Here is a 22,747-nt window from a genome sequence, read left to right as displayed (position 1 = left end):
TACACGTCGATTCTTCGCGACGGGTCCGCGGCGGCTCTTCCTCCGCCAGGACGAAACAGGCATCAACCTTCGGACGTAGATGCACCTTGACGGACCATTACATTTGTCACGTGGCCGTCCAGCCGCCGTCCAGGGGGAGGGATGCGCCGGTGAGGTGGCCGGTGTGGGGACCGCAGAGCCAGAGGACGACTGCGGCCACCTCCTCCGGTTCGATCAGCCGTTTGACGGCGGAGCGGCCGAGCATCACCTCGGAGACGACGCGGTCGGCGTCGAGGCCGTGGGCGGCCGCCTGGGCGGCGACCTGCCGCTCCACCAGCGGTGTGCGGACGTAGCCGGGGCTGACGCAGTTGCTGGTGACCCCGTGCGGGGCGCCCTCGACGGCCGTGACCTTGCTCAGCCCTTCGAGGGCGTGCTTCGCGGTCACGTAGCCCGCCTTGTACGCGCTGGCGCGCAGGCCGTGCACGCTGGAGATGTTGACGACGCGGCCCCAGCCCCGGGCGTACATGTACGGCAGGACCCGGCGGAGCAGCAGGAACGGGGCGTGGACCATCACCCGCTGGAGGAGTTCGAACCGGTCCGGCGGGAAGTCGGTCAGCGGCGCGACGTGCTGGAGCCCGGCGTTGTTGACCAGGATGTCGACCTCTGCGGGGAGTTCCCCGACGGGTGCGGCCTGGGCCAGGTCGACGACGTGGGCCCGGCCGCCGGTCGACGCGGCGACGGACGCGGCCGCCGCGGCGTCGATGTCCACCACGTGCACGTGGGCCCCGGCACCGGCGAGCGCGAGGGCGCACGCCCGCCCGATCCCGCTCCCGGCTCCGGTCACCAGGGCGGTACGGCCCGCCAGGTCGATGCCTGCGGCGGCTGCTGTCCCGTGGGAGCCGGGAGGGATGGCGCTCGCGCTCGTCATGGCGGGAATCATCGGCCACGCCGGTGGCCCGTTCCCATGTGCGCGGGCACCACAGTCCCGCGGCGGGGTGTGTCGGCCGTAACCGGCCGGAGCCTCCTCAGGAGGCGTGCGGATGCGGGGCGCGGGCGACCAGTGAGTACATGACGGGGAGGTGGGAGTCACCGAACGGCAGCCGGTACAGGCCGTCCGGTCCCTGGTGCAGGATGCCGCGGGGGTCGAACTCCGCGGCGACGTGCTCGCCGAGGTGTTTCACCGTCAGGCCGGCGGTCGCGGCCGCGGTGACGATCTCCCCGAGGGAGTGCGGGTATTCGATGACGTCCTGCGCCGGCAGGCTGAGGCCCGGTTCGGCGTAGGTCCCGGTGACGGTGTCGCGGTGGGGCTCGCCGCCGCCGTAGGGCCAGTCGACGACGAGCGGTTCGAGCGTGGCGACGGTCTGGAAGGCCGGGTGCAGATCGACCAGGACCAGGCTGCCGCCCGGCCTGAGGGCCATGGCCGCGCCGCGCATCCAGGCGTCGAGGTCGCCGATCCAGCACAGGATCCCGTAGGTGGCGACAGCGAGATCGAAGCGGCCGGCCAGGCTGTCGGGGAGCCGCTGGGTGTCGGCCTCGACGAAGGTGGCGGGCAGGCCGGTCCGTTCGGCCAGCCGGCGGGCCCGTTCGACGGCCGTCGGCGAGAAGTCGACGCCGGTGACGCGGGCTCCCCGCCGGGCCCAGCTCAGGGTGTTCATGCCGAAGTGGCACTGGAGGTGGAGCAGGTCCTTGCCGGCGACGTCGCCGACCAGCTCGCGTTCCAGCAGGTGGAGCGTCTCGCGTCCCGCGACGAAGGACTCCACGTCGTAGAACCGGTCGGTGGCCGTCGAGCCGTGGACCCGGGCGCGGGTCTCCCACATGGCGCGGTTCAGCGCGGCCGCGTCGTCGGCGTTCGCCGGGGTGTCGATCACGAAGCCGAGGATGGCACACCGCCCGGCTGAGGGCGCGTCATTTACGGTGTCCCCATGGGCATACGAGGGCGCCCCCACCGGGCCTACCGGTACGTGGGGCCCGCCGGGCCGCTGTCACTGGTCCGGCCGGGGAGCGGGGGCCTCGGCATCCGGTCGGCAGCGGATGCCGAGGCGTGGCTCTCCGCGCTGCCCGCGCGGGAGCTCGCCGAGCCGTTCACGTTCGTCGTCGACACCACCGGTGTGCTGCGGCTCGCGCCACGGCGCAGCGAGCACGTCGTGTGCGCGGGCGGCGCGGCCGTCCTGGCCGCCGGTGAGATGGGGTTCTCCCGGGCGGCGGCCGGTGCGTGGGCGGTCGGCGAGGTCAGCAACCAGTCGACCGGGTACTGCCCCGACGTCGTCTCCTGGGCGGCCGTCGCGGAAGCGCTGGGGGCGGCGGGGATCGGGCACCCGGGCGGGTACACGCACGAGGTGGTGTTCCGCCGGTGCCCCGGGTGCCGGGAGGTCGGCATCGTGCGCGAGGACGACTTCGTGTGCGTGTTCTGCGACGGGCCGCTGCCGTCCCGGTGGAACATCGACGGCGACCCGCCGCCGGCGTCTATCCCAGCAGGTCCAGGAGGGGTGTGAGGCCGTGCGGCCGCCGGCCGACCGGCAGGTGGTCGACGAAGTGCACCGGGCAGCCGAGCGCCGCGGCGCCGCCGTCCGCGGTGCGGTCGTCGCCGACCATCAGCACCTCGCCGGGCGGCAGGCCGAGCCGGTCGCAGGCGGTCCGGAACATCAGGGGATCGGGCTTCTGGACGCCCAGCTCATAGGAGAGCACGTACACGTCGACCAGCTCGTCCAGGCCGTGCGCACGGAAGACCGGCCTCAGGTCCCAGCCGATGTTGCTCACCACGGCCACCGGGACGCCCCGGCGCCGCAGCTCGCGCAGCGTGGGTACGGCGTCCGGGTACGGCCGCCAGGCGGCCGGGCTCATGTGGCGGTCGTAGAGCGCCTGCGCCAGCTCCGGCGCGGGAAGGCCGGCGGCCAGCGCCAGACCGCCGTAGGCGGCCCGGTGCTGATCGGTGCTCACGTCCCGTTCCTGCCACACGGCTTCGAGGTGTGGGGGCATCCGCCGGGGCGCGGAACCGCCCGGCAGGGCGCCGTACTCCGTCAGCCGCCCCGCCGTCTCGCGGAACTCCTCGTCGGACAGCCGGATGCCGGTCGCCGCCAGGCCCGCGCCGAGCCACTCCTCCGTCGACTCGATGCGCAGCAGCGTGCCGGAGAAGTCGAACATCACTCCTCGGATCATGGGGTGATCGTATGCCAGGGCCGCCCGGACGCCCCGTCGGGTCCGTCGGGTCCGTCGGGTCCGTCAGGTCCGTCAGGTCCGTCAGGTCCGTCAGGTCCGTCAGGTGGTGGGGTGCAGGCGGGACGGGGTGAGCGGTGAACCGGGCGAGGCGGCGTCGACGTCGGCCAGTGCGCTGCCGGCCAGCCAGCTGGGCCAGTCCACGTTCCAGTCGCCGAAGCCGTTGTCGAAGGGGGCCATCCTCTCGCCGCCGCTGTTGACGACCTCCACGATGTCCCCCTCCCGGACGGTGTCGAAGAACCAGGCGGCGTTCTCGGTGCTCATCCCCGTACAGCCGTGGCTGACGTTCTCCTCGCCCTGCGCCTCGACCGACCAGGGCGCGGCGTGGATGTACTCGCCGCTCCAGGTCACCCGGGTCGCGTAGGAGACGGGCAGGTCGTAGAACTCCTTGGTGCCGCGTTTGATGCCGACGGTGTCACCGCGCATACGGACCTTGGACTCCTTGCGCAGGACCACCTTGATGCCGCTGCGGGTCCTGAACCCCTCCTTGCCGGTGGTGACCGGGATGGTCCTGATCACGCGTCCGTTGCGGCGTACGGTCATCCGGTGGGTGGCGGAGTCGGTGACGGCCTCGATGCGGTCCCCGATGGTGAACTGCAGGTCCTCGGAGGGGCCGCCGTAGGCCTGGTCGCCGACCTCGACCCCGTCGAGTCCGCTGCGGACGCGGACCACCGTGTGCGCGGGCCAGTACGTACGGGGGCGGAAGTGCAGGGTCGATGCGTCGACCCAGTGCCAGGCGCCCTCGACAGGCGGCTCCGAGGTCACCTCCAGCGCCTGCTCCAGCCGGGCGCGCGCCACGGGGTCGCCGGCGGGGACCGGCCGACTGAGGGCGGCCGTCACGATCTCCCCGGCTCCGTAGGTGCCCGGGCCCGGCCCGAACTCGACGGTCAGCCTGCCCCCGTCCGCGGGCGGCGCGGTACGGAAGGCCATGGTCACGCCGACCGGGCTGCCGACCGCGTCCTGCGCGCCGACCTGCACGGTGTACGTCTCCCCGGCGCGCAGCGACTCGGTGTTGAGCCAGCGGTCGTTGTGCGGGCCCAGTTCACCGGCCAGGTGGCGGCCGTGTCCGTCCCGCACGGTCACGTCCGTGATACGGCCCGGTTCGCCGAGGGTGATCTCCAGGGGCCCGCCCGCGTCGGTGGGCCGTACCTCCGCCCAGGCGGCGTCGGCGAAGGCCGGCTCCTTCAGTACGGACCCCACGCCGCGTGCGGTGGCCCGTACCCGCTGCTCCTGCCAGCCGTCGCACAGGCCGGGCTGCAACACCCGGGCGGCGCACCGCCCTTCGCCGGTACCGTGGGCCCCTTCGAGCACCCTGCCCACCAGCAGGGTGACCGCGGCTTCGCGCGCCTGGCCCGCGGGGGTGGTGTCCGGTGAGGTCGTATCGGGGGCCCGGCCCGGCGCTGCGGCGACGACCAGCATGGCCCCCGTCACCGCAGCCACGGCGCCCCACGCCTTGGTCGGTTGTGTCCGTCGCATTCGTGGCATAGCCGTATCAAACCGATGGGGAGCCAACATGATGATCATGCGCTCGGCCCTGGGGCCGAACGGGCACCCGAAGTGAACTCGGACGGAGCACAGACCACCGCGGCCGCGGCGAAAACCCGTGTGCATCCGGGTGGTTCCGCGCGGACAATGCCGCCATGCCTGTACGCGCGGTCCATGCTGACGAACTGACGGTCCTCCAGGACATCGAGAGGGCGGCCGGGCGCTGCTTCCGGGACATCGGAATGCCGGAGATCGCCGACGACGAGCCGCTGACGCTCGGCGAGCTCGCCCCCTACCGGGAGGCGGGGCTCGCCTGGGTGGCGGTGGACGGTGCCGACGCCCCGGTCGCCTACCTCATCGCCGAACGCGTGGCGGGCAACCTCCACGTCGAGCAGGTGTCCGTGCATCCGGACCACGCCCGCCGCGGCATCGGCCGGTCCCTGCTGGAGCACCTCGCCGCGGTCGCCGTGGGCGAGGGCGTGCCCGCGCTGACGCTCACCACCTTCACCGAGGTCCCGTGGAACGCCCCGTACTACGTCCGCTGCGGCTTCCGTCCCCTCGCCGCGGAGGCGCTCACTGCGGGCCTGCGGGAGATCCGCGCGCGCGAGGCGGCGCACGGGCTGGACCGGTGGCCCCGTGTCTGCATGCGCCGCGATCTGTGAGGCGGGTGCGGCGCCCGCGTCTTCGCCGACCGCGAACCGGGGTCGCGGCCGGCGGCCCCGGTGTGCTGGGGTGGACGGATGGAGCTTCTGATACTGGGCGGGACCGCGTGGCTGGGGCGTGAGATCACCCGGCAGGCGGTGGAACGCGGCCACCACGTCACATGCCTTGCCCGCGGCGAGAGCGGCGAAGTCGCACCGGGCGCCCGGCTGGTGGCGGCGGACCGGCAGGACGGGGCCGCCGCCTACGCCGGTCTCCTGGACCGCGACTGGGACGCCGTACTGGAGGTGTCCTGGCAGCCGGCGTTCGTCCGCGACGCACTGGTGGCACTGGCGGAGCGGACCCGGCACTGGACGTACGTCTCGTCCGTCAGCGCCTACGCCGACCACGGCACGGTCGGCGCCGACGAGTCGGCGGCGCTCCTCGCGCCCACGGAGCAGCAGTACGTGGGGCGGGAGGAGTACGGGGAGGCCAAGGTCGCCTGCGAAGCGGCCGTACGCGCGGCGGTCGGGGACCGGCTCGTCGTCGCCCGGGCCGGACTGATCGGCGGCCCGGGCGACCACACCGGGCGGTCGGGCTACTGGGTGGCGCGCGCCGCCCGCACGGTGGACCAGCCGATGCTCGTACCGCACTCCCCCGGCCTGCCGACGCAGGTGGTGGACGTGCGTGATCTCGCGGGATGGCTGCTGGACCTGGCGCGGGAGGGCACGGCCGGGACCTTCGACGCGGTGGGGCCCGTCGTGCCGTTCGACGAGTGGGTCGGCCTGTCGCGCCGGGTGGCCGGGCACACCGGGGAGGTGGCGACGGCGGACCCGCAGTGGTTCCTGGACCGGGAGGTCGCGCCGTTCATGGGGCCGGAGTCGCTGGCCATGTGGATGACCGACCCGCGGTGGGCGGGCTTCTCCGCCCGCAGCGGTGCCGCGGCGCGCGCGGCGGGGCTGCGGCACCGGCCGCGCGCGCAGATGCTCGCGGACCTCCTGGAGTGGGAGCGCGCCGAGGGCCTGGACCGCGTCCGCCGGGCCGGCCTGAGCACCGGCTACGAACGCGAACTCCTCGCCGCGCTCGACGGCGCCGAACTCGACGGCTGAGCCCGGCCGCGGTCGCGACCCGCCCCGGTCAGCGCCGCGGCCCGGTCAGCGCCGCGGCCTGGTGGCGACGGCGGCCCCGATACGGACGGTCCGGACGTAGGTGCCGCCGGGATCGTGGTCGAGGAGGGCCCGGCGCAGCTCCGTCCCGAAGGCTGCCGTACGGTCGCCCAGCACGGCCGGGCCGCAGGAGGGGAGCGAGAGCTGGAGGCCGACCACCTCGTCCACGGTGCGGCGGACGGTCTGGTCCCACTGGTGGGTTTCGACGCGCGAGAGCGGCGACTTCGCGAGGAGGTCGCCCAGCTCGCCCAGCTCGACCCAGTCCTCCCAGTCGTCCCGGATCTCGGTGTCCTCCCGGCCGTCCCCGTCGGCCCGGCCGGTTCCGAGGAAGCGTGCGCGCACCTCGTCGACCACGGTCAGCCAGGCCGGCCGCGGTGCGCCGGGCGGGTGCAGGCAGGCGACGACGGCGAGCCCGCCCCGGGGCGCGAGCACCTCGTCGAGGCCGGTCAGCACCCGCGCGCGGTCCATCCGGCGGAAGGCCCTGCCGATGACGCACAGGTCGATCCGGGGCAGGCACAGCCGGGTGACGGCGGCGTCGTCGCCGCGCAGCCACGAGATGTTCGTGAGGCCGCGCTCCTCGGCGAGCCGTGTCCCCTCGGCGAGCATCGCCGGCTCCGGGTCCACGGCGTACACGTGGTCGGCCAGCGGGGCCAGGGGCAGAGCGAGCGTGCCGGGGCCGGCGCCGAGGTCCAGGACGGTCTGGGAGCCGTCGAGCACGAAGCGGTCCGCGAGCAGGTCGTGGAACTCCCGCGGATACGGGGGCCGGTAGCGGGCGTAGTAGGGGGCGGCGGACGCGAACGGGGTGCTCATGGGGTCCTCCCTCCGGGGTTGCACCCGCCGATCGTGGAGCACGGAAGCGGCTTCCGCGTGCCCCGGGCGTCCCGAGTCCCCCGAACGGATGTCTGTCGGGCGCCCCCGGGACGCCACTCCCCCGCCATGTGGCGTTCCAGCGGCGTTCGCCCGGCGTTTCGCGGCCTGCGCCGGAAGGCGTTCCGGGTCGAGGGCCCGGCGGCGCGAGCGGGCCGGCCGGGCTGCGATCGAGCAGCGGGTCGAGACCCTCCGCAAGGGTCAGGGCGCGTCCGCGGGCGTGTAGAAGCTGAGGTTGATGCGGGCCCCGGGAGCCGTCACCGGTTCGGCGAGGCAGGTGGTGAGCCGGCCGGGGCCGTGGACGGCGTGCCGGACGGGGAGTTCGGAGCCGTCGCCTCGAGGGCTTCACGGCGGCCGGGTTCACGCCGATCGGCGTCTCCCTCCGCGAAGCCGCCAAGGACCTCGGCACGACCGGCAACCGCCGGATCGTCCTGGTCTCGGACGGGGAGGACACCTGCGCTCCGCCGCCGCCCTGCGATGTGGCCCGTGAGCTGAAGGCCCAGGGGGTCGACCTCGCCGTGGACGTCGTCGGCTTCCGCACGCCCTCCTCGGCGCGCACGCAGCTGAAGTGCATCGCCGACGTGACCGGCGGGTCGTACGCGGACGCCCAGGACGCCGACTCGCTGACCGGCAACCTGGGCACCCTGTTCCGCAAGGGATGGCGGACCTACCAGGCCACCGGAAAGCCGGTCTCCGGCTCCCTGAACGGCTGCCAGGACGCTCCGCTCGTCGCACCCGGCCAGTACCTGGACAGGTTCACCGGGGGACGCGACCTCTACTACAAGGTCAAGAAGCGGACCGACCAGCGGCTCCAGGTGAGCGCCACGGCTGTCGCCGAGCAGGGGTACGGGCGGGGCTCCGTGATCACCGTCGCCGCCGGTCCGCCGGGAGACGGCGAACCCCGCGCGTGGCTGCGCGAGTTCGACCAGTCGATGGGGTAGGCGAACGTCATCACCGCCGGCGGCCGCAGCAAGCCCGGATCGGGCAACGACAAGCCCGCTCCCGACGACACCGGCTGCATCATGGTCGAGAACGACGTGACGAAGTCCGGCGACAGGCCGATGCCCGTAGAGCTCCTCGTCGGCATCGCCGACGCCACGACCTAGGAGGCCGGAGCACGCACCCCGGAGCCCCGAACCGGTGCCGACGCGGAGGGCGGCTTCTCCTTCAACAGCGCCACCCCCATCGGGCCGGGCACCCACCGGCAGTCGATCGCCGTCGGCGAGGCACCCTTCTGGCGGGTGGAGCTGAAGGCGGGAGATCGCGCTGTGGGCCGGTGCCGGCGCCGGAGTCCTCCTGCTCTGCGGCATCGCCCTCCGGGCCCTCCTGCGCCGCAGGGCGGCCTGACAGCCCCCGGGACCGCCGTACGGGGGCACGCGGTACGCGCGTGCCCGGCCGGCCGCTCACGTCGTCGGGGTCAGGCGCTCCCACAGGAAGGTGTGCACGAGGGCCTCGTTGAAGGCCGTCTGCCGGTGATCCGTGGCGCCCGCGTGGCCACCGCCGAGGTGCTCGTGGAAGAACACCGGGTGACCGGCCTCGCGCAGCCGGGCGGCCATCTTGCGGGCGTGCCCGGGGTGGACGCGGTCGTCGCGGGTCGAGGTGAGCAGGAGCAGCGGTGGGTACGCGGGCCCGTCCGCCCGGATCCGGTGGTAGGGGGAGATCTCCTCCAGGTGGGGCCGGTCCGCGAGGTCGTCCGGGTCGCCGTACTCGGCGATCCAGCTGGCGCCGGCGAGGAGCTTGTGGAAGCGGAGCATGTCCAGCAGCGGCACGTGCGCGACGACCGCGCCGAACAGTTCCGGTTCGCGGGTGAGCATCGCGCCCATGAGGAGGCCGCCGTTGCTTCCGCCCTCGATGCCCAGCTGGGCCGGGGTGGTGATGTCCCGGGCGACGAGGTCCCGGGCGACGGCCGCGAAGTCCTCGTACGCCCGGACCCGGTTCGCGCCGAGCGCCGCCCGGTGCCAGGCGGGCCCGTACTCGTGCCCGCCCCGGATGCCGGCGACGACGTAGGTGCCGCCGCGCGCGAGCCAGGCGCGGCCGGTGACCGCGCTGTAGGAGGGGACCATGGAGATCTCGAAGCCCCCGTAGCCGTAGAGCAGGGTGGGTCCGGGACCGGGCCGGTCCTCGGGACCCACGACGAAGTACGGCACTCGGGTGCCGTCCGCGGAGGTCGCGAAGAACTGGCTGACGGTGAGGCCGGTGGTGTCGAAGAGCGCCGGGCTCTGCTTGACGGGCTCGCTGTCGTCCTCGGCGCCCGCCGTGCCCCGGTAGAGCGTGGAGGGCTGGAGGAAGCCGGTGACGAGGTGGAAGTACTCGTCGCCGACGTCCGGGTCGGTGCAGGTGACCGAGGCGGTGGACAGGGCCGGCAGGCCCGGCAGCGGTGCCCGGCTCCAGCCGTCCGGGCCGGGGGTGAGCAGCTCCATGGCGGAGGAGACGTCGGCCCGGGTGCTGAGGATGAGGTGGTTGCGGGTCCAGCTGTACCCGGCGAGGGCGGTGCGCTCGTCGGGGGTGAACAGCACCTCGGCCTCCCGCGCCCCCTCCTGGAACGCGGTGAGGCCGAAGGCGAGGAGGGCGCCCGCCGGGTGACCGAGCCACGGCGTCCTGGTGGTGACGGTCAGCCATTCCCGGTGGACGGAGGCGTTCGCGTCGTCCGGTACGTCGATCTTCACGGGCGGGCCGTTGCCGTCCTCGGGGAGGAGGAACAGCTCCTGGTTCCAGAAGTCGATCTGCCGGTGGACGAAGTCCCGCTCGAAGCCGGGAGTGTCGTCGTGCCAGCCGGAGGCGGACAGGTCGGACGGGCCGCCCTGGTAGACGAGCTCGGCGGCTTCGAGGGGTGTGCCGCGCAGCCAGCGGCGCACCTGAAGCGGGTAACCGGACGTGGACAGCGAGCCGGGACCGAAGTCGGTCCCGATCCAGACCCGGTCGTGGTCGATCCACCCGATCCGGGTCTTGGCCTCGGCGACCGTGAACCCGTCCGCGACGAACTCCAGGGTCTCCAGATCGAACTCGCGCACGACGCAGGCGTCGGCGCCGTCCCGGGAGAGCAGGACCAGGGCGTGCCGGTGCTCGGGGGCGAGGACCCTGCTGCCGGCCCACGCCCACTTCTCCCCCTCGGCCTCGGCCAGCGCGTCGAGGTCCAGGAGCACCTCCCAGTCCGGGCGGTCCGTGCGGTACTCCTCCAGGGTGGTGCGCCGCCACAGGCCGCGTACGTGGTCGGCGTCCTGCCAGAAGTTGTAGAGGTGGCGGCCGCGGCGGACGGCGTAGGGGATCCGCCCGTCGTCGTCCAGCACCTCGCGCATCTCCTGCTCGAGCACCTTGAAGCCGGGGTCTCCGGTCAGCGCGTCGACGGTCTCGGCGTTGCGCTCCCGGACCCAGGCGAGGGCGGCTTCGCCGGATACGTCTTCCAGCCACAGGTAGGGGTCTTCATCGCTCATCAGGCGATTGTGCAGGAAGCGGGCCGCGGGCGTCGCGCAGGGCCGAGTGGACCGACCAGACGACGGAGACCAGCGGGACCGCGACCACGGCGCCGACCACGCCGGCGGCGATCGCGCCCGCGACCACAGAGATCGCCACGACCAGCGGGTGCAGGCGGACGGCCCGGCTCATCACCAGCGGATGCAGCACGTGTCCCTCGATCTGGCCGATGACCACGATGAGCGCGACGACGATCCCCGCGACGAGCGGGCCCTTCGCGGCGAGGGCGACCACCGCGGCGACCGCCAGTGCGACCGGTGACCCGATGAGGGGGATGAAGGCGGCGAAGAACTCCAGCAGCGCCAGCGGCACGGCCAGCGGGACCCCGAGGAGGTACAGCGCCAGCCCCACGAGGACCGCGTTCGTCGCCGCGACCACCACGATCCCGTGGGTGTATCCGGTGAAGGTGCGCCAGCCCGCGCGGCCGGCGATCGTCACGCGTTCCCGTGCCGTCCCGGGCAGCTGGTCGCAGAACCACGCCCACTGGCGGTCGCCGCCGTGCAGGAAGAAGAAGGAGCAGAAGACGGCGAGGGCGAGGACGGTGAGAACGTGGACGAGGCGGCCCGCTCCGCTGACCGCCTGGCTGAGGACCGTGGAGCGGTGGCTGGAGAGGTACTCGCCGATCCGGGACTGGACGTCGGAGAGGGCCTGCCGGTTCAGCCGGAAGGGCGGCTTCTCCAGCCAGGCCTCGATGCTGGCGAGTCCCGCGCGGAACTCCCGGGCCAGGGTCGTGGTCTCCCCCGCCACCGCCTCGCCGACCAGGGTCAGCACGCCCAGCAGGAGCAGCGCACTGCCGAGGAGGCTCACGGCGACGGCGATCGTCCGGGGCACGGCCCGGGCGAGGCGACGGGTGGGCGTCCACAGCAGGGCGGTGACGACGAGGCCGAGGAAGACCGCGACGGCGATCTCGTGGAACTTGCCCAGCAGGGCGAAGACCACGTAGACGGCGGCGCCGACGACCAGCAGGCGCCAGGCGTACGACGCGGCTGTACGCAGGAACGGTGACACCGGCGGCGGCATGGACCATGGGTGCCACGGCGGGCCCGGAAGAAAACCCTTTGCCCCGGTCGGGCGGGCGGCGCACGATGGCCTGCCGTGAGCACCTCCCGACTGACGGCCGTACTGCCCGACCTCGCCCCGTGGCGTTCCAGCCGTGACTTCCGGCTCCTGTTCTACCAGGGGACGGTGACGTACTTCGGCTCCTTCATGGCGATGATCGCGCTGCCGCTGCAGATCAAGCACCTGACCGGCTCACCGCTGGCCGTCGGCGCGATGGGTGCGGTGGAGCTGGTCCCGCTGGTGGTCTTCGGACTGTACGGGGGCGCGCTCGCGGACGCGGTCGACCGGCGGCGGATGATCCTGCTGACCGAGGCCGGGCTAGGGGTGCTGGCCCTGGTACTCCTGGTGAACGCGCTGCTGCCCGACCCGCTGCTCTGGCCGCTGTACGTGGTCGCGGCGGGCGTGTCGGCCCTCGCCGGGCTGCAGCGGCCGGCCCTGGACTCGCTGATGGCGCGGATCGTGCCGCACGACCAGCTGACGGCCGCCGCGGCGCTCAACGGGCTTCGCTACCAGTTCGGGGCGATCCTCGGTCCGGCGCTGGCCGGCCTGGTCGTGGCCTACGCCGGTCACGCCTCGGCCTACGCCGTCACGGTCGCGGGCTTCCTCGGCTCCGTCCTGCTGTGCTCGCGGCTCAATCCGGCTCCGCCCGTCGAGGGCGCCGAACGTCCGTCGCTGCGCGGGATCGCCGAGGGCGCGCGCTACGCCTGGAGCCGGCCGGTGCTGCTGGGCACGTACGCCGTGGACCTCGCGGCGATGCTCTTCGCCTTTCCGAACACGATCTTCCCGTTCCTCGCGGACGAGCTGGACGCGGTGTGGGCGCTGGGTCTGATGTACGCGGCCGGGGCGGTGGGCTCGATGCTGCTGGGGCTGACCAGCGGCTGGGTCTCCCGGGTGCGGCGGCACGGGCTGCTGGTGGTGTGCGGCGCGGCGGTCTGGGGTCTGGCGATCACCGCGGCCGGTGTGGCGCCCGGCATCTGGCTGGTGCTGGCCTGCCTCGCGGTGGCGGGCGCCGCCGACATGCTGAGCGGGCTGGGCCGCGCCACGATCTGGAACCAGACGATCCCCGAGGAGCTGCGCGGCAGGCTGGCGGGCATCGAGGTGCTCTCGTACAGCGTGGGCCCCCAGCTCGGCCAGGTCCGGGCGGGCACCATGGCCGGCTGGACGGGGACCCGGCCGGCCTTCTGGAGCGGCGGGCTGGCCTGTGTGGCCTCGGTGGCGGTGCTGGCCGCGCTGCTGCCGAAGCTGATCTCGTACGACGCGGACACCGACGAGGACGCGCTGCGCCGCCGGGCCGCCCGGGAGGCGGAGCCGAGCGGTGCGGGGGCCGGCACGGCGGCGTGACGCCGGCCCGGGTGCCGGCCTCAGCTCTCCTGCTCGGCGAGGATGCGGTCGGCCGCGTAGTGCGGGCAGTTCAGGGCGTGCCAGGTCACCGAGAGGGAGCCCGCCCCCGTCCGCAGCGTGCGCACCGCGCCGTCGGCGGCGGTCGCCTTGCAGAAGGGGCACATGACGGTCTCCGGGCGCAGTAGATCGAACATGCCCAGTCCTTCCCGCAGGTTTCTTCACACCGGACCTGTCCAGAACTATCAAATCCGGCGCCATTCGGCCGCAGTACCCACAAGTACGGATGAGAATCGGGTACCTCGGCCGCGCGGGACCGCCGCCGGAACGGCTCCGCTGCGGCGCCCGCGTGCCGTCGCCGTCACCCCGCGGAGGCCGGCGAAGCCGTACGGGTTGCGCGGTGTCGGCGTGCTGACTTGGGCCGCCGGCGTGCGCGTCCGCCGGTCAGGGCAGCGGGACGCCGCGGGCCGTGACCCAGAGCTCGTACCACTCCTCGTGCGTGAGGTCGGGTTCGCGCACGGCCGCGTCGCGGCAGGCGCGGATGCGGTCGGGGCGGGCCGTGCCGATGACGGGGGCGATCCGCGACGGGTGCCGGATCAGCCACCACAGCAGGACCGTCTCGGGCGTCGTGCCCTTGCGCCGGGCCAGCTCGACCAGCAGCCCGGCGGTGGCCCGCTCGGCCGGTGTCTGCTGGCGGCCGGTGAACCGGCCCTGGGCCAGCGCCCCCCACGCCTGGAGGCGGATGCCGTGGTCGCGGCAGTGTTCCAGGGTGCCGAAGGGGAAGCCGTTGGCCGTGGCGGCGGGGGTGTTGAGCAGCACCCCGGCCTCCACCCAGTCGCGTTGGTGCAGGCTCATCTCCAGCTGGTTGGCCACGAGCGGCAGCTCCAGCCGGGCCTGGAGGCGGGCGATCTGCGCGGCGCCCATGTTGGACACGCCGAAGCGCCGTACCAGCCCCTGCCGGTGCAGGGAGGTCAGCGCCGCCGCGATGGAGTCCACGTCCGCCAGCGGGTCGGGGCGGTGCAGCAGGAGGACGTCGATCACGTCCGTCCTCAGCCGGGTGAGGCTCTCCTCCACCCGCCGGGTGATGGTCTCCCCGCGCAGGTCGTACAGGCCCGGGCGGTCCTCGTCGCCGAGCCGGATCCCGCACTTGGTCTGCAGCGTGATGCGGTCCCGCAGACCGGGCGTCCGCGCGAGCACCTCGCCGAACACCGCCTCGGACTTGCCGTGCCGGTAGATGTCGGCGTGGTCGAAGACCGTGATCCCGCTGTCGAGGGCGGCCTCGACAGCCGCCTCGGCGGCGTCGATGTCGCCAGGTCCGTACGGTCCCGGCTCCCAGCTCCCGCCGAGGCCCATGCACCCGTACAGCACCCGGTCGTCGTCGTTCATGCCCACACCCTCGTCCGTCACCACGCCACCCTAGTAGGGCCAGGCTCAGGGGAGGTCCTCCGTCGGTGGGTCGGCCTCGTAGACATGCGGGGTGTCGGACTGCCACTCCACCAGTTCGGCGCCGCCGAGGACGACGTCGTCGGGGTCCGGCATGCCCGCACGCCGCAGGAACTCGATGAGGTCCTCGTCCGAACGGGCCAGGCCGAGGGGCTCCTCCCGGTCGGCGGTCCGCAGGGTCACCTGCCGGCCTCCCGAGGGAAAGATCCGGTGCACGACGACGGGCGCGTGACGCATACCCCCAGCCTCGCCGGAGCGGCCCGGTCCGGCATCCCGGGAGTCAGCGCGTCCGGCCGACGGAGGCAGCGGCGTCCGCCGAGGCCCGGACGCGGAACGTGGCGGGGTCGGGGTAGGTGGCCTTCTCGGCCAGGACGACCGCCTCGATCTCGTCCTTGAAGGCGGGCTCGAAGAAGTCGATGTCGAGCAGCAGGCGCAGCCCCCGCAGCGTGGGTTCCAGCAGCGGGCGCGCCATCCGGGCCCCGCCGCCGCCGATGCCGGTGAATCCGGCGCGGACCACCGTCGGCCGGGCGGCCACCCGGTCCTCGACACCCGCCGTCGCGTAGCCGAGGATCAGCGCGAGCTCGGCGAGGAACTTCCGGGTGCCCAGGGCCATCTCCTCGGCGCCCTGGAGCGTCTGCACGCAGCCGCCGGCCACCATGAAGTCGTCGCTGGTGCGCTTGAGGCCGCGCGACTCGTACGCCGCGAGCGCCTCCTCGAAGAGCCGCCCCGCCTCGTCGACCGCCCGCATGGCCGCCACCAGCTGGTCGATGTCGATGTCGATCTCGCGCTTCACGCTGCCTCCTGGTCCCGGAACTGTGCTGCACGCACCGTAGGAGGCAAAGTCCCGCTGCGGAACACCTTTGCGCGGTCGGATCCGATCCGGCCACCGTGGCCGGGACGGGATGGTCGCCGCGAACCGGCCGTCGGGCCGGTCCGAAAAGCCCCACGGCCGGGCCCGCGGCGGGGATACTCGGACGCGTGGAACTGCACATCGATCACCGCTGGCTGCTGGAGCGGCAGGAGGCGCTGTTCAAGGACGTGGCGGTGGCCGACCACTCCGCCCTGGTCGCCGCCGTGGCCCGGCACCGGGTCAACACGCCCAGCCTGGAGGTGGACGACCCCGACGCCTACTGGCGCGCGGCCGCCCTGCTGGACGCGATCGTGCTGCTCCGGCCGCTGCCCACCTCGAACGAGTACTTCGCCTACGGGGTCGCCGTCGCCTACATAGAGGCCTCCGGCAAGGCGGTGGAGGCCTCCTACGAGCAGTGGCGCGACCTGATCACCGACATCCGCACGCTTCGCGTCAGCGTCTACGACGTCGCCGCCCGGCTGCGCTCGTGGCAGCCGGCCTGAGGCCGGTCAGCGCCGGCGCTGGGCGGGGGTGCCCACCAGGAGCGCGTCCGAGACGAGCCGCGCACCGCGGGCGAGGCGGCTCAGCTGCTCCAGCTCCAGGGCGTACATCCTGATCGAGTTCTCGATGACCGACTCGGCTATGCCCATCGTGGGCAGCTCGGCGCGGCTGGTCTGCAGGGCCGCCCGCACCGCGCGCATCTCGTGCTGCAGCTGGAGCTGGACGTGCCGGGCGAGGAGCGCGTGGTGACGGGTGAGCGTCAGGTAGCCGCCGTAGCGGGCCGGCAGGAGGTCACGCAGCCAGCGCGTCGCCGTGCGCTCCCAGTCGTGCGTACCTGGCGCCTTGACCTGCAGGGGCCAGTCCGGGCTGAGCGTAAACGTGGCCGTCTGGGGCATTCTCGTCACTTCCGAGTGGTGTCGAAGCTCTGATCGAGACGTTCTGAAGGGGCGGCCTCGGCCCAGGGGTTGACCGAGGCCGCCATGGGCGCTCTGCGGGATCCGTAAGCCTGGACTCGTCCCGCGGTCGCGACGTGAGGAGGAGGTTCGTCGTACCGCGGCGCGTTCGAGAGGACGTGGGGTCGTCCTCCTTGGCATCTGGTGGATCAGGAGCGCCGTCGTCAGTAAACATATATACCGTCGAGTAAGCAAGCGTATGAAAAATTTCATGCACCTCGAAGGCTGAATATCGCCTGGTGAAGCCGGAGCGGAGCGGCTACGAACCGCTACAGGAAAAAGCCGTGCTGGTCGGCCACGTGCTCGTAGTCCTCCAGCCGGGCCTGCGTCCGCTCGGGATCCGCGTCCGCCATCGCCTGCAGCAGGGCCGCCGAAAGCATCCCGGGCGCCGCGTAGGAGTCGAACACCAGACGGGAGCCGGTCGCCGCCGTCAGGGCCACGTCCGCCTCGTCCACCAGCGGCCCGAGGGTGGGATCGGTGATCAGGACCACCCGCAGCCCCGTACTGCGGGCCGCCCGGATGGCGGACAGGGTCTCCTTGGCGTGCCGCGGCATGGCGAACGCCAGCACCCAGGTCCCGCCGGCCGCCCGGGACTGGAGCAGCGCGTCGAAGGCGACGCTGCCGCCGCGTGTCACGAGGCGCACGTCGGGGTGGATCCGCCGGGCGGCGTACGCGAAGTACTCCGCCAGGGAGACCGAGATGCGCAGCCCGAGGATTGTCAGCGGCACCGACGCGGCCAGCTCACGGCCGATGTCCAGGACCTGGTTGGTGTCCGCGAGCAGCCGGCGCACGTTCTCCAGGTTCTCGATCTCCGCGTCGACGGCGGCCTGCAGTTCGTTGCGACGGATCTGCTCCCGGGTGTCCGGGGCGCCGGCCACCGCGCTCAGCGCGATCGGCTGGAGCACGTCGCGCAGCGCCGGGTAGCCGCTGAAGCCGAGGGAGGCCGCGAAGCGGGTCACCGAGGGCTGGCTGACGCCGACCCGCTCGGCGAGCTCGGTGATCGAGAGGAAGGCGGCCTCGGTGAGGTGGTCGATCAGGTACTGCGCGATGCGCCGCTGGCCCGGGGACAGGCGGCGGCCGTCGAAGAGCGCGAGGAGCCGGTCGGCCGGAGGGCGGACCTCGGTGGCCGGCTGACCGCTCGGCGTGATCGCAGCCGCTTGCGCGCGTGCCTGCTGCCCCGATGACACCGGAGGGCCTCCTTCTCATGTCACTCGCGCCAAACATAGCTCACCCCTCGTGGCCGATGATGATCAGTCCTGGGCGCGGGCGGTCACCGGGGCGTCGGTGCGGTCGCCCAGGAACTCGTACCAGCGGCGCTGGAGGCACAGGTAGCGGGTGTCGGCCTCGACGAGGTCGAGGAAGGAGCCGATCGTGGCGGTGAGCCGCTCGCCGAGGCCCGGGTCGGTCAGGGCGCCGTCCTCGGTGAAGGCCTGGTGGGCACCGGCCAGGCTGAACATGTCGGGGTAGACGCGGGCGCCGAGGTGTTCGAGGGGGACGCGCAGGGCCCACAGTCCGCGGTTGCCCCCGACCATCGAGGGCGAGGCCGAGACCAGCAGGGTCTGCTTGTCCTTGAAGGGCTGCGGACGGTAGCGGGAGACCCAGTCCACGGCGTTCTTCAGTACGCCCGGCACGGAGGCGTTGTACTCGGGCGAGGCGATGATCAGCGCTTGCGCGGACTCGATCCGTTTGCACAGGGCGAGGGCGCCCTCCGGCAGTCCGTCGCCGGCCTCGGCGTCGCCGTCGTAGGGCGGCATGGGGAAGTCACGGAGGGTGACGGGTTCCGCGACGGCCCCGGCGCCGCGCACCGTCGCGGCGACGAGGGCCGCGAGCCGGACGTTGACGGAGCCGGTGCGCGAGGACCCGGACAGGACGAGCGCGCGCAGCGAGGTGCGCGGGTGCTCACCGTCGTGCGGGCGGCCCGGATCCGCCGGGAAGTGGTCGGTGTCGGTCGGGTTCATGCCGTCTCCTGCTCCTCTGCTGCTGTCTGCTGTTCCGCTCGGGCCGCCGGTGGCAGGCCGCGGCGGCGGGGCGGGCGGCCGACGCGCGGCGGGACCCGCACACGCCGGTGTGCGGGTCCCGTCCGGGCCGCCGGGTCACTTCGCGCCGGGGTTCTCCCAGCGGTAGAACTCGTGGGCCATCGCGTCCTTCGGACTGCGCCAGGTCTCCGGGTCGTGCGGGCTGATGTACGCCTGGAGCCGGTCGCTCAGCCTGCGGAACTCGGGGTGTTCCGTGACCTTGGCGATGGCCGGGCCGGGCGGCCGGTCCGCCTCGATGAAGTGCATGTAGACGTCGCCGAACTGGAAGAGGCTCCGGCGTGTGACCCCTACCAGGCGCGGCAGTTCACCGGCGTCGGAGTCCGCGAAGAGCTCGGCGATGTCGGGGCCCGAACCCGGTGCCATGCGGGCGACGATGAGGGCGCGGTGCGTGTCGTTCATCCGGCTGCTTGCCTTTCGTCCTCAGATGCGGCTGGCGGCGGGGGCGCGGCTCTCGCGTTCGCGCTGCTCGATCTTGTCCCGGATGAGCGCCATCTGGATCGGGGAGTTGCGGTTGATGTTGTCGGTCATCCAGGCGTCGTCCACGGGTGCTTCCGGCTTCATCGCGAAGTCCTGGGTCCACTTCATCCGGGTGCCGCCGGGCACCTTGAAGTACTGCCAGTGGATGTCCATGTGGGCGAAGGGGCCCGTCTCGACCCGTCGGGCGCGGACCGTGAGGCCCTGGCGGTCGACGGTCCGCTCCGAGACCCAGCTCCACACCTTGCCGTTCTCGTCGGGGTGCATGGTCAGGCGGAACGTGGTCGTGTCGCCCTTCTGGTCGAGGATTTCGAGCGAGGCGTACTCGCTGAACAGCTGCGGCCAGCTCGGGAGGTCGTTGGTCATCTCCCAGACGAGCTCCACGGGCGCGTTGACGGTGATCTCGTTCTCGGTGTGTCCTGGCATGTCAGGCTCCGGTCATCAGGCTGTGGTTGACGAGGTCGAGGAATTCCCCGGGGGTCTTGCAGCGGTCGGCGTCGGCGGGCAGGGCCCGCCCACGCTGGTTCTCCAGTTCACCGACGATGCCCAGCAGGCCCAGNGTCTTGCAGCGGTCGGCGTCGGCGGGCAGGGCCCGCCCACGCCGGTTCTCCAGTTCACCGACGATGCCCAGCAGGCCCAGCGAGTCGAGGCCGTACTCGTCGAACGAGGAGTCCGGACGGCTCGCCATCTCGGCGGGGTCGACGGTGATGCCGGCGGTCTTCATCAGAGCCGCCAGTTCCTCCACGGTCAGTCGGTCGGACATGTGGGTGCTCCCTTCCTGTGAGGGGCCGCTCGGGCCCCGGCGGACTACGCGGCCTACGAGGCCGCCGGGGAGGCCTTGCGGACGACGAGCGCGGAGTTCGATCCCATCCGGCCGCGGCTGAGCACCAGCGCGGTGCGCAGTTCCGCCTGCCGGGCGCTGCCCGTCACCACGTCGAGGTCGTGGCACACGTCGTAGACGTTCGGGGTCGGCGGGATGACGCCGTGCTCCAGCGCCATGACCGCGGCGGCGGTGTCGAGGGCGGGTGCCGCGCAGTACGCCCGCCCGGTACCGGACTTGGGCGCCGTGACCGGCACCTTCCGTCCGTGGTCGCCCAGGGAGCGGAGGATCGCGGCCGCTTCGGCCGCGTCGGCCTCGGGTGTCCCGAGGGCGTCGGCGAAGACCACGTCGATGTCCTCGGGGGCGCATCCGGCTTCCCGGAGCGCGCCGCGGACCGCGTGGGCCAGTCCCTCGCCGGCCTCGTCCGGCCGCCGGGTGCCGCTGAAGGTCGCGGCGTGGCCGGCCAGGACGGCGCGCGCGGTGGCGCCGCGCCGGCGGGCTTCGTGCTCGTCCTCGACGACGAACATCGCGCCGCCCTCGGCGGGGACATAGCCGCAGGCCTGGTCCGTGAAGGGGCGGTAGGCGCGTTCCGGGTCGTCCCGCGTGCTCAGTCCCTCGTACTCCAGCTGGCAGACGATGGAGTACGGGGCGAGGGGCGCCTCCGTCGCTCCGACCAGCATGGCCCGGCTGCCCCGGCGGATCGCCCGGTCGGCGTGCGCGAAGGCGTCGAGCCCGCCCGCCTCGTCGCTGCAGACGACCCCGCAGGGTCCCTTCAGCCCGCGGCGGATGGAGATCTGGCCGGTGCTCGCCGCGTAGAACCAGGCGATCGACTGGTACGGGCCTACGAAGCGCGGCCCCTGTTCCCACAGGTGCTGCAGTTCGCGCTGGCCGAACTCGCCACCGCCGGAACCGGCGGCGGTGACGACCCCGAAGGCGAAGGGGTCGCCCTCGTAGTCGGCCCGGCCGAGCCGGGCGTCCTCCAGGGCGAGGTCGGCCGCGGCGAGGGCGTGGTGGGTGAACCGGTCGGTCTGGACGAGGAAGCGGTCCTCGACCAGGGCGCCGGGCTCAAAACCCCGGACCTCGCCCGCGACGCGCAGCGGCAGGTGCTCGCAGCCCGCCCTGGTGACCCGGTCCAGCACGCTCTGGCCGGACTGGGTCGCCTTCCAGAAGGCGTCGGCGCCGATGCCGTTGGGTGCGACGACCCCGATGCCCGTGATGACCGTACGGCTGGTCACGAGACCTCCTCCTTCGGCCGGGTCATGACCACGGCGGACTGGAAGCCGCCGAAGCCGCTGCCCACGGAGAGCACGCTGCGCAGTTTCCGGTCCCGGGCGACCTTGGGCACGTAGTCCAGGTCGCACTCGGGGTCCGGGGTCTCGTAGTTGGCGGTCGGCGGCACCACCTGGTGGACCATGGCGAGGACGCAGGCCGCGAGTTCGATGGCCCCGATGGCGCCGAGGGAGTGACCCACCATGGACTTGATGGAGGTCATCGGCGTCCGGTAGGCGTGCTCACCCAGGACCTTCTTGACCGCCGCGGTCTCGTGGCGGTCGTTCTGCTTGGTGCCCGAACCGTGCGCGTTGACGTAGTCGATCTCGTCGGCGGCGACCCCGGCCTGGGCGAGGGCGGTTTCGATGGCCCGGGCCATCTCCAGACCCTCGGTGGTCAGCCCGGTCATGTGGTGGGCGTTGCCGAAGGTGGCGTAGCCGCCGATCTCGCAGTAGACGGTCGCACCGCGGGCGCGGGCGTGTTCCAGCTCTTCGAGCACGAGGACGGCGCCGCCTTCGCCGAGGACGAAGCCGTCCCGGTCGGCGTCGAACGGCCGGGAGGCGTGCGCCGGGTCGTCGTTGTTCGGCGAGGTCGCCTTGATGGCGTCGAAGCAGGCCACCGTGATCGGCGATATCGGCGAGTCCGAGGCTCCGGCGATGCACACGTCCATCCGGCCCTCCGCGATGGCGTGCACCGCGTACCCGATGGCGTCGAGTCCCGAGGTGCAGCCGGTGGAGACGGTCTGGACGGGGCCGCGTGCTCCCGTCTCCTCCGCGACCGCGGAGGCGAGGGTGGCCGGTGTGAACGCCCGGTGCAGGTGCCGGCCGGCCAGCTTGTGGTCCACGTCCCACCAGGAGCCGGACTGGCTCACGGCGACGTAGTCGTGCTCCAGCCGGGTGGTGCCGCCGACGGCGGTGCCGAGGGAGACACCGGTCCGCCAGGCCTCGTCCGAGGTGAGGTCGAGTCCGGCGTCGCGCACCGCCTCGCGGGCGGCGACCAGGGCGAACTGGATGTACCGGTCCGCACGGGCCGCCTCCTCGTCGTCGAGGCCGTGCGCGGCGGGGTCGAAGTCGACCTCGGCGGCTATCCGGGAGCGGAATCCCGTCGGGTCGAAGAGGCTGATGCCCCGTGTCGCCGTACGCCCGTTGGCCAGCAGGTCCCAGAAGTCGCGGACGCCGATGCCGCCGGGCGCGACGACGCCCACTCCGGTGACGGCCACCCGCCGGCGGGTCACGAGACCGCTCCTGTACGGTCCGGCGGCTGCTCCCATGCGGTTCCCTCCGGGTTCGGGGCCTGCTCGGTGTCCACGTGCCCCAGTTCGGGGCGCGGGGCGAGGGGGCCGAGGTGGAAGACCATGCGGGCTTCGGTGTCCCCGACGTTGCGGAAGCGGTGCCGGGTGTTCAGCGGGACCAGGAGTCCCTGGTCGGTGCGCAGCGGGTGGGGTTCCCCGTCGAGGTCGACCTCCAGCCGGCCGCTGACGACGTACACGAACTCCTCGGAGTACGGGTGGTAGTGCTCGGCGATCGACTCTCCGGGGGCCATGATGGCCAGGCCCATGAAGCCGCTGGTCGAACCCACCGACGTCGGGGTGAGTACGGCCCGCAGGTCGCCACCGCGCCGGCGGTTGGGCGGCGTCTCGCTCAGGTCCACGATGCGTGGGCGCTGTTGGGTCATGGTGGGTGCCT

Annotated in this window: 26 protein-coding genes and 1 pseudogene; 6 read left to right on the top strand and 21 right to left on the bottom strand. The window is 73.1% G+C overall.

Annotated features, from left to right (window positions below; translation table 11 throughout):
• Positions 1-106: 106 nt before the first annotated feature.
• Entirely contained in the window at positions 107-907 is an 801-nt protein-coding gene (locus tag AAT21_RS20775; RefSeq protein WP_046778268.1) for a 3-hydroxybutyrate dehydrogenase, read from the bottom strand.
• A 97-nt stretch (positions 908-1,004) separates the two neighbouring features.
• Positions 1,005-1,847 carry a class I SAM-dependent methyltransferase gene (locus AAT21_RS20770; RefSeq protein ID WP_107081326.1) on the bottom strand — a complete coding sequence of 281 codons (843 nt, stop codon included), beginning with the start codon at positions 1,845-1,847 and terminating at the stop codon, positions 1,005-1,007.
• 54 nt (positions 1,848-1,901) lie between these two features.
• Here AAT21_RS20770 and AAT21_RS20765 point away from each other — a divergent pair, with 54 nt between their 5' ends.
• Positions 1,902-2,471, top strand: a complete 570-nt coding sequence (locus tag AAT21_RS20765) for a hypothetical protein (protein WP_046778267.1) — start codon at positions 1,902-1,904, stop codon at positions 2,469-2,471.
• Here the strand turns inward: AAT21_RS20765 and AAT21_RS20760 are convergent.
• On the bottom strand, positions 2,443-3,135 hold the full coding sequence (locus AAT21_RS20760; RefSeq protein ID WP_046778266.1) for an HAD family hydrolase: 693 nt from the start codon (positions 3,133-3,135) through the stop codon (positions 2,443-2,445). The genes AAT21_RS20765 and AAT21_RS20760 overlap by 29 nt on opposite strands.
• A gap of 99 nt (positions 3,136-3,234) precedes the next feature.
• Positions 3,235-4,632 (bottom strand): L,D-transpeptidase, encoded by a 1,398-nt coding sequence (locus AAT21_RS20755; RefSeq protein WP_235438973.1) that lies wholly within the window; start codon positions 4,630-4,632, stop codon positions 3,235-3,237.
• Positions 4,633-4,832: 200 nt separating this feature from the next.
• Between AAT21_RS20755 and AAT21_RS20750 the strand changes: the two genes are divergently transcribed.
• Both AAT21_RS20750 and AAT21_RS20745 read left to right on the top strand, forming a co-directional pair.
• The gene (locus tag AAT21_RS20750) at positions 4,833-5,339 is read left to right on the top strand and encodes a GNAT family N-acetyltransferase (protein ID WP_046778265.1); all 507 of its coding nucleotides are present in this window, start codon (positions 4,833-4,835) and stop codon (positions 5,337-5,339) included.
• A 78-nt stretch (positions 5,340-5,417) separates the two neighbouring features.
• Positions 5,418-6,425 (top strand): NAD-dependent epimerase/dehydratase family protein, encoded by a 1,008-nt coding sequence (locus AAT21_RS20745; RefSeq protein WP_046778264.1) that lies wholly within the window; start codon positions 5,418-5,420, stop codon positions 6,423-6,425.
• Positions 6,426-6,470: 45 nt separating this feature from the next.
• Here AAT21_RS20745 and AAT21_RS20740 read toward each other — a convergent pair whose 3' ends face one another.
• Positions 6,471-7,292, bottom strand: a complete 822-nt coding sequence (locus AAT21_RS20740) for a class I SAM-dependent methyltransferase (RefSeq protein ID WP_046778263.1) — start codon at positions 7,290-7,292, stop codon at positions 6,471-6,473.
• A gap of 536 nt (positions 7,293-7,828) precedes the next feature.
• On the opposite strand from AAT21_RS20740, the gene AAT21_RS20735 reads away from it, so the two are divergent.
• Positions 7,829-8,290, top strand: coding sequence for a hypothetical protein (locus tag AAT21_RS20735; RefSeq protein WP_052757900.1), 462 nt, complete (start codon positions 7,829-7,831; stop codon positions 8,288-8,290).
• A 462-nt stretch (positions 8,291-8,752) separates the two neighbouring features.
• Here AAT21_RS20735 and AAT21_RS20730 read toward each other — a convergent pair whose 3' ends face one another.
• Both AAT21_RS20730 and AAT21_RS20725 read right to left on the bottom strand, forming a co-directional pair.
• Positions 8,753-10,780, bottom strand: coding sequence for a prolyl oligopeptidase family serine peptidase (locus tag AAT21_RS20730; protein WP_046778262.1), 2,028 nt, complete (start codon positions 10,778-10,780; stop codon positions 8,753-8,755).
• The gene (locus AAT21_RS20725; RefSeq protein WP_046778261.1) at positions 10,770-11,840 is read right to left on the bottom strand and encodes an AI-2E family transporter; all 1,071 of its coding nucleotides are present in this window, start codon (positions 11,838-11,840) and stop codon (positions 10,770-10,772) included. The genes AAT21_RS20730 and AAT21_RS20725 overlap by 11 nt, the downstream gene beginning before the upstream one ends.
• Positions 11,841-11,915: 75 nt before the next feature.
• Here AAT21_RS20725 and AAT21_RS20720 point away from each other — a divergent pair, with 75 nt between their 5' ends.
• Entirely contained in the window at positions 11,916-13,220 is a 1,305-nt protein-coding gene (locus AAT21_RS20720; RefSeq protein ID WP_046778260.1) for an MFS transporter, read from the top strand.
• A gap of 20 nt (positions 13,221-13,240) precedes the next feature.
• On the opposite strand, the gene AAT21_RS37675 is transcribed toward AAT21_RS20720, so the two are convergent.
• The 4 genes from AAT21_RS37675 to AAT21_RS20705 form a co-directional block, all read right to left on the bottom strand.
• Positions 13,241-13,414: a hypothetical protein gene (locus tag AAT21_RS37675; protein ID WP_157879753.1), complete on the bottom strand. Its 174-nt coding sequence runs from the start codon at positions 13,412-13,414 to the stop codon at positions 13,241-13,243.
• A 247-nt stretch (positions 13,415-13,661) separates the two neighbouring features.
• The gene (locus AAT21_RS20715; RefSeq protein ID WP_327152753.1) at positions 13,662-14,603 is read right to left on the bottom strand and encodes an aldo/keto reductase; all 942 of its coding nucleotides are present in this window, start codon (positions 14,601-14,603) and stop codon (positions 13,662-13,664) included.
• Between the two features lie 45 nt (positions 14,604-14,648).
• A complete protein-coding gene (locus tag AAT21_RS20710; RefSeq protein WP_046778259.1) occupies positions 14,649-14,897 on the bottom strand; it encodes a hypothetical protein in 249 nt (82 codons plus the stop codon).
• A 43-nt stretch (positions 14,898-14,940) separates the two neighbouring features.
• On the bottom strand, positions 14,941-15,453 hold the full coding sequence (locus tag AAT21_RS20705; RefSeq protein ID WP_046778258.1) for a hypothetical protein: 513 nt from the start codon (positions 15,451-15,453) through the stop codon (positions 14,941-14,943).
• A 185-nt stretch (positions 15,454-15,638) separates the two neighbouring features.
• Between AAT21_RS20705 and AAT21_RS20700 the strand changes: the two genes are divergently transcribed.
• Complete coding sequence (locus AAT21_RS20700; RefSeq protein ID WP_046778257.1) at positions 15,639-16,013, top strand: hypothetical protein; 375 nt, start codon at positions 15,639-15,641, stop codon at positions 16,011-16,013.
• Between the two features lie 6 nt (positions 16,014-16,019).
• Here AAT21_RS20700 and AAT21_RS20695 read toward each other — a convergent pair whose 3' ends face one another.
• The 10 genes and pseudogenes from AAT21_RS20695 to AAT21_RS20655 form a co-directional block, all read right to left on the bottom strand.
• Positions 16,020-16,406 carry a hypothetical protein gene (locus tag AAT21_RS20695; protein ID WP_030965466.1) on the bottom strand — a complete coding sequence of 129 codons (387 nt, stop codon included), beginning with the start codon at positions 16,404-16,406 and terminating at the stop codon, positions 16,020-16,022.
• A 326-nt stretch (positions 16,407-16,732) separates the two neighbouring features.
• Entirely contained in the window at positions 16,733-17,650 is a 918-nt protein-coding gene (locus tag AAT21_RS20690) for a MurR/RpiR family transcriptional regulator (protein ID WP_046778256.1), read from the bottom strand.
• A gap of 63 nt (positions 17,651-17,713) precedes the next feature.
• Positions 17,714-18,346: an NADPH-dependent FMN reductase gene (locus tag AAT21_RS20685; RefSeq protein WP_046778556.1), complete on the bottom strand. Its 633-nt coding sequence runs from the start codon at positions 18,344-18,346 to the stop codon at positions 17,714-17,716.
• A gap of 210 nt (positions 18,347-18,556) precedes the next feature.
• Positions 18,557-18,898: a TcmI family type II polyketide cyclase gene (locus tag AAT21_RS20680; RefSeq protein WP_030965470.1), complete on the bottom strand. Its 342-nt coding sequence runs from the start codon at positions 18,896-18,898 to the stop codon at positions 18,557-18,559.
• 21 nt (positions 18,899-18,919) lie between these two features.
• Entirely contained in the window at positions 18,920-19,399 is a 480-nt protein-coding gene (locus tag AAT21_RS20675) for an SRPBCC family protein (RefSeq protein WP_046778255.1), read from the bottom strand.
• Between the two features lies 1 nt (position 19,400).
• Positions 19,401-19,532, bottom strand: a pseudogene (locus tag AAT21_RS39225) (acyl carrier protein); the annotation flags it as partial.
• A gap of 1 nt (position 19,533) precedes the next feature.
• Positions 19,534-19,736 (bottom strand): acyl carrier protein (locus AAT21_RS39220; protein ID WP_235438969.1); only part of this gene is annotated, 203 nt, incomplete at its 3' end.
• A 53-nt stretch (positions 19,737-19,789) separates the two neighbouring features.
• Complete coding sequence (locus AAT21_RS20665; protein WP_046778253.1) at positions 19,790-21,028, bottom strand: beta-ketoacyl synthase N-terminal-like domain-containing protein; 1,239 nt, start codon at positions 21,026-21,028, stop codon at positions 19,790-19,792.
• A complete protein-coding gene (locus AAT21_RS20660) occupies positions 21,025-22,296 on the bottom strand; it encodes a beta-ketoacyl-[acyl-carrier-protein] synthase family protein (protein WP_157879752.1) in 1,272 nt (423 codons plus the stop codon). Before AAT21_RS20660 ends, AAT21_RS20665 begins: the two co-directional genes overlap by 4 nt.
• Positions 22,293-22,736 (bottom strand): cupin domain-containing protein, encoded by a 444-nt coding sequence (locus AAT21_RS20655; protein WP_030965476.1) that lies wholly within the window; start codon positions 22,734-22,736, stop codon positions 22,293-22,295. The genes AAT21_RS20660 and AAT21_RS20655 overlap by 4 nt, the downstream gene beginning before the upstream one ends.
• Between the last annotated feature and the right edge of the window lie 11 nt (positions 22,737-22,747).

The sequence above is a fragment of the Streptomyces yangpuensis genome (genome assembly GCF_001005295.1).
In the GTDB taxonomy this organism is placed as follows: Bacteria; Actinomycetota; Actinomycetes; order Streptomycetales; family Streptomycetaceae; genus Streptomyces; species Streptomyces yangpuensis.
This window is presented reverse-complemented; position numbering and strand designations above follow the sequence as displayed.

Excerpts from the sequence above, each read along its gene's own strand:
- AAT21_RS20775 (WP_046778268.1), bottom strand. The coding sequence starts at position 907 with ATGACGAGCGCGAGCGCCATCCCTCCCGGCTCCCACGGGACAGCAGCC.
- AAT21_RS20765 (WP_046778267.1), top strand. The coding sequence starts at position 1,902 with ATGGGCATACGAGGGCGCCCCCACCGGGCCTACCGGTACGTGGGGCCC.
- AAT21_RS20760 (WP_046778266.1), bottom strand. The coding sequence starts at position 3,135 with ATGATCCGAGGAGTGATGTTCGACTTCTCCGGCACGCTGCTGCGCATC.
- AAT21_RS20750 (WP_046778265.1), top strand. The coding sequence starts at position 4,833 with ATGCCTGTACGCGCGGTCCATGCTGACGAACTGACGGTCCTCCAGGAC.
- AAT21_RS20745 (WP_046778264.1), top strand. The coding sequence starts at position 5,418 with ATGGAGCTTCTGATACTGGGCGGGACCGCGTGGCTGGGGCGTGAGATC.
- AAT21_RS20740 (WP_046778263.1), bottom strand. The coding sequence starts at position 7,292 with ATGAGCACCCCGTTCGCGTCCGCCGCCCCCTACTACGCCCGCTACCGG.
- AAT21_RS20730 (WP_046778262.1), bottom strand. The coding sequence starts at position 10,780 with ATGAGCGATGAAGACCCCTACCTGTGGCTGGAAGACGTATCCGGCGAA.
- AAT21_RS20725 (WP_046778261.1), bottom strand. The coding sequence starts at position 11,840 with ATGCCGCCGCCGGTGTCACCGTTCCTGCGTACAGCCGCGTCGTACGCC.
- AAT21_RS37675 (WP_157879753.1), bottom strand. The coding sequence starts at position 13,414 with ATGTTCGATCTACTGCGCCCGGAGACCGTCATGTGCCCCTTCTGCAAG.
- AAT21_RS20715 (WP_327152753.1), bottom strand. The coding sequence starts at position 14,603 with ATGAACGACGACGACCGGGTGCTGTACGGGTGCATGGGCCTCGGCGGG.
- AAT21_RS20710 (WP_046778259.1), bottom strand. The coding sequence starts at position 14,897 with ATGCGTCACGCGCCCGTCGTCGTGCACCGGATCTTTCCCTCGGGAGGC.
- AAT21_RS20695 (WP_030965466.1), bottom strand. The coding sequence starts at position 16,406 with ATGCCCCAGACGGCCACGTTTACGCTCAGCCCGGACTGGCCCCTGCAG.
- AAT21_RS20680 (WP_030965470.1), bottom strand. The coding sequence starts at position 18,898 with ATGAACGACACGCACCGCGCCCTCATCGTCGCCCGCATGGCACCGGGT.
- AAT21_RS20675 (WP_046778255.1), bottom strand. The coding sequence starts at position 19,399 with ATGCCAGGACACACCGAGAACGAGATCACCGTCAACGCGCCCGTGGAG.
- AAT21_RS20655 (WP_030965476.1), bottom strand. The coding sequence starts at position 22,736 with ATGACCCAACAGCGCCCACGCATCGTGGACCTGAGCGAGACGCCGCCC.